The organism is Novosphingobium sp. B-7, assembly GCF_000410615.1.
Taxonomy (GTDB): domain Bacteria; phylum Pseudomonadota; class Alphaproteobacteria; order Sphingomonadales; family Sphingomonadaceae; genus Novosphingobium; species Novosphingobium capsulatum.
Genome location: NZ_KE148416.1, coordinates 1 through 212, shown reverse-complemented (window position 1 = coordinate 212; position 212 = coordinate 1). Strand labels below are relative to the sequence as shown.

Annotated in this window: 1 protein-coding gene; it reads right to left on the bottom strand. The window is 72.6% G+C overall.

From position 1 onward, the window contains the following. A partial coding sequence (locus tag H926_RS33575) for a hypothetical protein (RefSeq protein WP_043610352.1) occupies positions 1–212 on the bottom strand: 212 nt, incomplete at both ends.

The window sequence follows — 212 nt, the reverse complement described above, 5'->3', positions numbered from 1 at the left end:
GTCAAGCGGGCTCGGCAGCAGGCCTTCGATCCCGTCGACCTGCAACTGCGCGGGCGAAATCGCCACGAACGGCAGATCTGCCCCGCGCGGCGCCGGCCCGCGAAATGCCACGATCGCTCGGCCATCGCCGCCGATCGCGATGTTGGCGGGCAGCGCGCGGGGTGTCGCCAGGGTGTGCCAGGCGCCGCCTTCGTGCCACCACAGCCCCTGGT